We start from the raw sequence: 3,803 nt of genomic DNA on the forward strand, positions 1-3,803 counted from the left end.
GAACCTGACGCCGGCCAGCCTGCTGGCGGAGGTCAACGCCACCGGGACCAACTTTCCTCCCGAGGTCAGCGAGTTCGACGCCGCCGGGCTGACCCGGGAGCCGAGCCTCACCGTGCGTCCGCCCCGGGTGGCGGAATCACCGGTGGCGTTGGAGTGCAAGCTTCACCGGACCTTGCCGATGGGGGACTGCACCCTGGTCTTCGGCGAGGTGACGCACGCCGTCGTGTCCGGCCGGGTCCTGGATGGCAGCCACCCGCGGATCGATCTGCTGGAACCGCTGTCCCGACTGGGTCTGGATGAATGGGGGACCATGGGGTCTATTCACGAAATCACGCGGATCCGCAAGGCGGACTGGCCGGGGCATTTCCGGCCGCGGAACGGTCTGCCGGAGTAGGAGCAGCGGCCAACAGGCTGCCTGCGCCGCTGATGGCGGGCTGCTGGCCCAGTGCCTTGAGGATCTCGTAAGTAGTGGCGGTGGCCGCGGTAACGACCGGCAGCCCGAGTTCATCCTCGACGGCCTGGACGGCCGCCAGCGACGGCATCTGCACGCAGGCGGAAAGTACGACGGCGTCAGCACCTTCGCGCTGCAGGTTCCGGGCGATCCCGGGCAGCTTCGCCGGATCCAGGCGGCCGACGGCCAGGTTGTCCGCAACTTCGAGGCTGACGGCGTCGAGGACTTCGATGCCGGCGCCTTCGATGTACTCGCGCACCAGCTGCGTCAGCGGCTTCAGGTAGGGAGCGACCATCAGGATTCTTCGGGCACCCATTTCCTGCAGGGTCCGCACCAGCGCACCGGCGCTGCTGGTCACAGCGGCCGGGTGTCCGTTGGCCGCGGCTGCTTCCGCAATGACCTTTTCGGAACCGGCATGGGCGCCGGGGCCCTGGGCCATTACCGCCACCAGGCAGGCATAGGCAATCACGTCCACGCCGGCGTCGGACACGGCGGCGGCGCAGTCGGCGGCCTTGCCAACCATGGCCATCAGTTCCTCGCGGTTGACGTTCTTCATGCCGGCCCGGGCCGAGTGGAAGGTGTAGGTGTGGCCGGTGGCTTCCGACTGCCGGCGGAACAGTTCCGGCAGTTCCGTTTCCATGGTGATGTTGGAGCTGGGAACGATCAGGCCGATCCGGGTCAGGTCAGGGATGTTCATGTGAGTCTCCGCTGCGTAGTGGTCCAAGTCTAAGGGTCCTTCTCCGAACTGGATCAGGGGCGGATCAGGGCAGGTCCCGATACCCTCGCGCGGCCTCCGCTGAAACGCTGAACGCAGGGGCTTTCCGTCCGCCCGCGTCCAGTTGAACCGAAAGAGGCCACCATGACCGCCCGAACACCCATGCCCAGCCACAGCCGAACAGAACCTGGGACCGCAGGGCTGACCTTCCGGTCGGTCCGCACTTTCTTCCTCGCCACTTTCGGCCTGTCTTGGGGCGCGGGCGCGTTGTACATGCTGTTCCAGGCCCAGGTCGACGCCGTCTTCGGGCCCATGGGCTATAACAACCCTGTCTTCATCCTCATGGTGTACACACCCGGAATTGTCGGCGTGGCCATGGTGTGGCGCCACTACGGTCTGAAGGGTCTGGGGCACTTCTTCCGCCGCTTCGCCCTGTGGCGGATGGCGCCGTCGTGGTGGCTTCTGCTGCTGGTCGCCATGCCTGCCGTGTACTACGCCGGGGCTGCGATCCAAGGCAACCTCACCGATCCGTTCCCCTACTCGCCGTGGTACGCCGTGCTGCCGGCCCTGCTGCCGATGCTCCTCATCGGCCCCATCGAGGAGCTCGGCTGGCGGGGCGTGGCGCTGCCGCTGCTCCAGCGCCGGTTCTCACCGATGCTGGCAGGACTCCTGCTCGGTTTGCTGGTGGCCATCTGGCACGCACCCTCGTTCCTGCTGAGCGGCACCAAGCAGTCCGCCTGGGAGTTCTGGCCGTTCTTCTTCGGTATCGTGGCGATCAGCGTCATCCTCACACCGATGTTCAACGCCGCACGGGGAAGCCTGCTGGTGGCCTTCCTGTTCCACGCGCAGATGAACAACCCGGTCTGGCCCGACGCCCAACCGTGGGACATGTGGCTGTTCGTGGCGGTGGCCGTCGCAGTGGCAGTGGCGAACCGCGAAGCCATGCTGGCCCGGGGCGCGGGGGCGACCGCGATTCTGGACACGAAAGGGAGAAGACATGAGCAGTAAACCGGCATTCGTCTACGTCACCTACCTCCACAGCACTCCGGAAAAGGTCTGGCAGGCACTGACCGATCCGGACATGACCACCGCCTACTGGGGCCACAGCAATGTCTCCGACTGGCAGGCCGGCTCCAGCTGGGCGCACCAGCGCACCGACGGCTCGGGGATCTCCGACGTGTTGGGCATGGTTGTGGAGAGCACCCCGCCCACGCGGCTAGTGACCACCTGGGCGGAGCCCAATGCGGAAACCGCCGAGCCAGGTGCGGCCGGGGTCTCCCGGGTCACCTTCGGGATCGAAGCCTACGGGGAGATCGTCCGGCTCACCGTCACCCACGAGGACCTGGCCGACGAAGCCGAACGGGACGAGGTCGCCGGCGGCTGGGCCGCGGTCCTGTCCAACCTCAAGACCCTGCTTGAGACCGGGCACGTCCTCCCGCAGGCACCGTGGGAGCTGCCGCAGCAGTAACACCACCGTCCCCGCGAAACCTCACCTTTTGTCGGATTTTCGTCCCCGAATAGGCATCTTCAGCAGTTTCGCGGGGTGGGGTACGACGGCGGCCGGTGACGTTCCAGCGGAAGCCCGCCGGCCGCCGCGGTACCGGTGGTCAGGATGGGCGAGGTTCTTGCTCCGTCCTTGCGCTTCCTGGCTCCTCGGGTCAGGCTCTCAGGTGGGAGGTGGACCAGGATCACGGCAGGCGGAGGAACTGCGGAGCAGTCACGGCGTGCAGCCGAACGGGCCGAGAAAGCACGGCGTGAGCTGGAAAACGCCGAGCGTTCCCAGAGAATGTGGGAGGCGGGAGCGGCTGGCGAGGTCCTCGTGGCCGGCCTGCTGGCGGAGCTGGAAGCGGACGGGTGGCGCATCCTGCACGATGTCCACTGGCCGGGCAGGCCCAAGGCAAACATCGACCACGTACTCATCGGTCCCGGAGGTGTCCTGGTCATCGACGCGAAGAACTGGACCGGCCGCGTGGAGATCCGCAATAACGGCCTGTACCAGAACGGCTATTCGCGTAGACGCCATGTGGAATCGGCCGAGCAGCAGGCCGCATCGATTGCAGCCCTGCTGGATCCGCCCTACCGCCGCTTTGTCCAGGCCTGGCTCTGCCTGGCCGGGCACCTGCAGGTGGACGGCCAGCTGTCCGGGGCAGTAAAAGTGCACGGCGTGGAAACCGTGCGGGACGCTGTCCACGCATTGCCCAAGGTCCTGGAGCCGCAGGCCGTGGCGGCGATCCACGCCAAGCTGCGGCTGCTGTTGACCGGCACCGCCTCTCCCGAGCTCCTCACCACCCGGACGATGCGCGACCGGGAAGACGACCTCAGCGTCCACAGCTACAGGACGTGGCAGGACCACAGGCAGGGCAGGCGTGACGAACCGGCCGGGGCCGTTCAGCAGCCGGGTAGCCTGCCGTCTCCCGCCCCGAAGGCGACACGGCTGCCGAAGCCCGGCAGCCGGCGTCGTAAGCGCCAGTTCCGGGGTGGAGTGCTCCGGATTCTCTTCGGGATGATCCTGATTTATGTCGTCGTGGCTTTGCTGTGGGGACTCCTCATGGGCCTGGTCCTGCGCACACCGCAGCCCACGCCACAGCCGGTCTCCTGCGTCATGGCCTGACGCGACAGCTGGTCGGTCTTTCCCTT

5 protein-coding genes are annotated in these 3,803 nt (G+C 67.0%); 4 read left to right on the forward strand and 1 reads right to left on the reverse strand.

Translation table 11 applies throughout. The features are described 5' to 3' along the window. Positions 1–394: flavin reductase family protein (locus tag AC5RW2_RS41200; RefSeq protein ID WP_494075306.1), on the forward strand; the 394-nt coding region annotated here is incomplete at its 5' end. On the opposite strand, the gene AC5RW2_RS41205 is transcribed toward AC5RW2_RS41200, so the two are convergent. After that, positions 330–1,148: a maleate cis-trans isomerase family protein gene (locus AC5RW2_RS41205; RefSeq protein ID WP_494030398.1), complete on the reverse strand. Its 819-nt coding sequence runs from the start codon at positions 1,146–1,148 to the stop codon at positions 330–332. The genes AC5RW2_RS41200 and AC5RW2_RS41205 overlap by 65 nt on opposite strands. Positions 1,149–1,310: 162 nt before the next feature. On the opposite strand from AC5RW2_RS41205, the gene AC5RW2_RS41210 reads away from it, so the two are divergent. The 3 genes from AC5RW2_RS41210 to AC5RW2_RS41220 all read left to right on the forward strand — a co-directional run bounded on the left by AC5RW2_RS41210 (position 1,311) and on the right by AC5RW2_RS41220 (position 3,777). Further along, complete coding sequence (locus tag AC5RW2_RS41210; RefSeq protein ID WP_494030397.1) at positions 1,311–2,174, forward strand: CPBP family intramembrane glutamic endopeptidase; 864 nt, start codon at positions 1,311–1,313, stop codon at positions 2,172–2,174. After that, entirely contained in the window at positions 2,164–2,634 is a 471-nt protein-coding gene (locus AC5RW2_RS41215; RefSeq protein WP_494030396.1) for an SRPBCC family protein, read from the forward strand. Before AC5RW2_RS41210 ends, AC5RW2_RS41215 begins: the two co-directional genes overlap by 11 nt. A gap of 318 nt (positions 2,635–2,952) precedes the next feature. Further along, on the forward strand, positions 2,953–3,777 hold the full coding sequence (locus AC5RW2_RS41220) for a nuclease-related domain-containing protein (RefSeq protein WP_494075307.1): 825 nt from the start codon (positions 2,953–2,955) through the stop codon (positions 3,775–3,777). Positions 3,778–3,803 lie beyond the last annotated feature (26 nt).

This window comes from Arthrobacter sp. B0316-1-20 (genome assembly GCF_059091865.1).